This is a genomic window from Nocardioides deserti (genome assembly GCF_014266025.1).
GTDB lineage: Bacteria > Actinomycetota > Actinomycetes > Propionibacteriales > Nocardioidaceae > Nocardioides > Nocardioides deserti.
Map to the genome: position 1 here is coordinate 1 of NZ_JACMYC010000033.1, position 5,110 is coordinate 5,110.

The 5,110-nt window shown below is 56.4% G+C and carries 2 rRNA genes; both read right to left on the reverse strand.

Annotated features, from left to right (window positions below):
• Positions 1-68: 68 nt before the first annotated feature.
• Positions 69-3,209, reverse strand: a 23S ribosomal RNA gene (locus tag H7344_RS20095).
• A 359-nt stretch (positions 3,210-3,568) separates the two neighbouring features.
• Positions 3,569-5,089, reverse strand: a 16S ribosomal RNA gene (locus H7344_RS20100).
• The 16S and 23S rRNA genes sit together here, the layout of an rRNA operon.
• Between the last annotated feature and the right edge of the window lie 21 nt (positions 5,090-5,110).

Here is a 5,110-nt window from a genome sequence, read left to right on the forward strand (position 1 = left end):
CTGGATTCGTGGACGCGAGCACTCTGCTTGCAACACCATGGGTGGTTGTTGTCTTGGTTGAGTGGTTGTGGGACAAGCCCTCGGCCTATTAGTACCGGTCGGCTAGGCATTACTGCTGTACACCTCCGGCCTATCAACCCAGTGTTCTGCTGGGGGCCTTACCCACTTACGTGGTGGGAAACCTCATCTTGAAACGTGCTTCCCGCTTAGATGCATTCAGCGGTTATCACTTCCGAACGTAGCTAACCAGCCGTGCCCCTGGCGGGACAACTGGCACACCAGAGGTTCGTCCATCCCGGTCCTCTCGTACTAGGGACAGCCTTTCTCAAGTTTCCTGCGCGCGCGGCGGATAGGGACCGAACTGTCTCACGACGTTCTAAACCCAGCTCGCGTGCCGCTTTAATGGGCGAACAGCCCAACCCTTGGGACCTGCTCCAGCCCCAGGATGCGACGAGCCGACATCGAGGTGCCAAACCATCCCGTCGATATGGACTCTTGGGGAAGATCAGCCTGTTATCCCCGGGGTACCTTTTATCCGTTGAGCGACCACGCTTCCACATGCCGTGGCCGGATCACTAGTTCCGACTTTCGTCCCTGCTCGACATGTCTGTCTCACAGTCAAGCTCCCTTGTGCACTTACACTCGCCACCTGATTGCCAACCAGGCTGAGGGAACCTTTGAGCGCCTCCGTTACATTTTAGGAGGCAACCGCCCCAGTTAAACTACCCATCAGGCACTGTCCCTGATCCGGATCACGGACCTAGGTTAGACATCTAGTACGACCAGAGTGGTATTTCAACGATGACTCCACACCCACTGGCGTGAGCGCTTCACAGTCTCCCACCTATCCTACACAAGCCGAACCAAACACCAATACCAAACTATAGTAAAGGTCCCGGGGTCTTTCCGTCCTGCCGCGCGTAACGAGCATCTTTACTCGTAGTGCAATTTCGCCGAGTCCACGGTTGAGACAGCGCCCAAGTCGTTACTCCATTCGTGCAGGTCGGAACTTACCCGACAAGGAATTTCGCTACCTTAGGATGGTTATAGTTACCACCGCCGTTTACTGGGGCTTAAGTTCTCCGCTTCGACACTTGCGTGTCTAACAGGTCCCCTTAACCTTCCAGCACCGGGCAGGAGTCAGTCCGTATACATCGTCTTACAACTTCGCACGGACCTGTGTTTTTAGTAAACAGTCGCTTGGGCCTGGTCTCTGCGGCCATCACCGCGTCCCCACGCAAGGTGGTTCACGGATCCGGCCCCCCTTCTCCCGAAGTTACGGGGGCATTTTGCCGAGTTCCTTAACCATGGTTCGCTCGATCGCCTTGGTATTCTCTACCTGATCACCTGAGTCGGTTTGGGGTACGGGCGGCTCGTAGCTCGCTAGAGGTTTTTCTCGACAGCATAGGATCATCCACTTCCCCAAAAGGGTCCCCATCAGATCTCAGGATCGACATCAAAGTCAGAGGCCCGGATTTGCCTAGACCTCTCCCTACATCCTTGGCCACGGACAACCATCGCCGTGGTTGGACTACCTTCCTGCGTCACCCCATCGCTTGACTACTACCAGCTCGGGTCCCACGCTCCGCCACATCCCATCCCCCCGAAGGGTTCAGTAGACATGGTTTCGGGTGGTTAGCATCACCAGGTTCGTCATGGGCGCTACTTCGCCGGTACGGGAATATCAACCCGTTGTCCATCGACTACGCCTGTCGGCCTCGCCTTAGGTCCCGACTTACCCAGGGCAGATTAGCTTGACCCTGGAACCCTTGATCATTCGGCGCACGTGTTTCTCACACGTGATTCGCTACTCATGCCTGCATTCTCACTCGTGTCGCGTCCACCCCTAGATCACTCTGGAGCTTCACTCGCGACACGACGCTCCCCTACCCATCCACACACCTGAACCAACACTCACGTGCGGCTAAGTTATATATGCGAATGCCATAGCTTCGGCGGATGACTTGAGCCCCGCTACATTGTCGGCGCGGAATCACTTGACCAGTGAGCTATTACGCACTCTTTCAAGGGTGGCTGCTTCCAAGCCAACCTCCTGGTTGTCAATGCGACTCCACATCCTTTTCCACTTAGTCACCGCTTAGGGGCCTTAGCTGATGGTCTGGGCTGTTTCCCTCTCGACTACGGAGCTTATCCCCCGCAGTCTCACTGCTGCGCTCTCACTTACCGGCATTCGGAGTTTGGCTAACGTCAGTAACCTGGTAGGGCCCATCGGCTATCCAGTGCTCTACCTCCGGCAAGAAACACGCAACGCTGCACCTAAATGCATTTCGGGGAGAACCAGCTATCACGAAGTTTGATTGGCCTTTCACCCCTATCCACAGGTCATCCCCTCAGTTTTCAACCTAAGTGGGTTCGGTCCTCCACGCGGTCTTACCCGCGCTTCAACCTGCCCATGGATAGATCACTTCGCTTCGGGTCTTGATCGTGCTACTCAAACGCCCTGTTCGGACTCGCTTTCGCTACGGCTTCCCCACACGGGTTAACCTCGCAACACAACGCAAACTCGCAGGCTCATTCTTCAAAAGGCACGCCATCACCCCAACACCCCATACAGGGCAGCCGGGCTCTGACGGATTGTAGGCACACGGTTTCAGGTACTATTTCACTCCCCGCCAGGGGTACTTTTCACCTTTCCCTCACGGTACTTGTCCGCTATCGGTCATCAAGGAGTATTTAGGCTTAACGGGTGGTCCCGCCAGATTCACACGGAATTTCAGGGGTTCCGTGTTACTTGGGATACCGCTCCAGAGACAAGTGCTTACGCATACGGGGCTATCACCCTCTACGGCGCTGCTTTCCAACAGACTTCGACTTCACAACTCGTTTTCTTACTCTGCACCAGCACGGCAGCACTGATTGAACGGTCCCACAACCCCCCATGCGCAACCCCTGCCGGGTATCACACGCATAAGGTTTAGCCTCATCCGATTTCGCTCGCCACTACTCTCGGAATCACTGTTGTTTTCTCTTCCTTCGGGTACTGAGATGTTTCACTTCCCCGAGTTCCCTCCACACACCCTATATATTCAGGTGCAGGTAACTGGACATGACTCCAGCTGGGTTCCCCCATTCGGACATCCCCGGATCAACGCTCGGTTGCCAACTCCCCAGGGCTTATCGCAGGCTCCTACGTCCTTCATCGGCTCTTGATGCCAAGGCATCCACCATGTGCCCTTCATAGCTTGTCTCACAAACACTCAACGAAGACAACAACTACAAAAGTATTACAAGATGCTCGCGTCCACTATCCAGTTCACAAACAACAACCCCACCACCAGCCACCACCCAGAAAACCCCGGGCGTGGTCTGCGGAGGAACAGCACTGAGCAGGTCACCATGACCCCTCAGAGCCCAACAGTGTGCCAACCCCACCAACCACGCTGCGACCACCAGGTTCCACACCCACACCCCCCATCCGAAGACGACAGGTGCAGGTAGTACTGAGGCAGCCCCACCACGACCGGTGAAGCATCATCGACGATTCCACTAGTGAGACACCACCATTGTCACCACACATTCGGTGGTGATCGGGGCGTGTGCTCCTTAGAAAGGAGGTGATCCAGCCGCACCTTCCGGTACGGCTACCTTGTTACGACTTCGTCCCAATCGCCAGCCCCACCTTCGACGGCTCCCTCCCACAAGGGGTTAGGCCACCGGCTTCGGGTGTTGCCGACTTTCGTGACGTGACGGGCGGTGTGTACAAGGCCCGGGAACGTATTCACCGCAGCGTTGCTGATCTGCGATTACTAGCGACTCCGACTTCATGGGGTCGAGTTGCAGACCCCAATCCGAACTGAGACCGGCTTTTTGGGATTCGCTCCGCCTCGCGGCATCGCAGCCCTTTGTACCGGCCATTGTAGCATGCGTGAAGCCCTGGACATAAGGGGCATGATGACTTGACGTCATCCCCACCTTCCTCCGAGTTGACCCCGGCAGTCTCCTATGAGTCCCCGGCACTACCCGCTGGCAACATAGGACGAGGGTTGCGCTCGTTGCGGGACTTAACCCAACATCTCACGACACGAGCTGACGACAGCCATGCACCACCTGTACACCAGTATCAAAGAGACCCACATCTCTGCAGGCTTCCGGTGTATGTCAAACCCAGGTAAGGTTCTTCGCGTTGCATCGAATTAATCCGCATGCTCCGCCGCTTGTGCGGGCCCCCGTCAATTCCTTTGAGTTTTAGCCTTGCGGCCGTACTCCCCAGGCGGGGCGCTTAATGCGTTAGCTGCGGCACGGAACCCATGGAATAGGCCCCACACCTAGCGCCCAACGTTTACGGTGTGGACTACCAGGGTATCTAATCCTGTTCGCTCCCCACACTTTCGCTCCTCAGCGTCAGGACATGCCCAGAGAACCGCCTTCGCCACCGGTGTTCCTCCTGATATCTGCGCATTTCACCGCTACACCAGGAATTCCGTTCTCCCCTGCATGCCTCTAGTCTGCCCGTATCGAAAGCAAGCACTGAGTTAAGCCCAGTGTTTTCACTCCCGACGTGACAAACCGCCTACGAGCCCTTTACGCCCAATAATTCCGGACAACGCTCGCACCCTACGTATTACCGCGGCTGCTGGCACGTAGTTGGCCGGTGCTTCTTCTGTACCTACCGTCACTTTCGCTTCGTCGGTACTGAAAGAGGTTTACAACCCGAAGGCCGTCATCCCTCACGCGGCGTTGCTGGATCAGGCTTCCGCCCATTGTCCAATATTCCCCACTGCTGCCTCCCGTAGGAGTCTGGGCCGTGTCTCAGTCCCAGTGTGGCCGGTCACCCTCTCAGGCCGGCTACCCGTCGAAGCCTTGGTAGGCCATTACCCCACCAACAAGCTGATAGGCCGCGAGCACATCCCCCACCGAAAAACTTTCCACACCCACCTCATGCGAAGGAGTGTCGTATCCGGTATTAGACCCCGTTTCCGAGGCTTATCCCGAAGTGGAGGGCAGATTACTCACGTGTTACTCACCCGTTCGCCGCTCGTGTACCCCCGAAGGAGCCTTACCGCTCGACTTGCATGTGTTAAGCACGCCGCCAGCGTTCGTCCTGAGCCAGGATCAAACTCTCCGTTGAAAAACAACACCAACACCACCC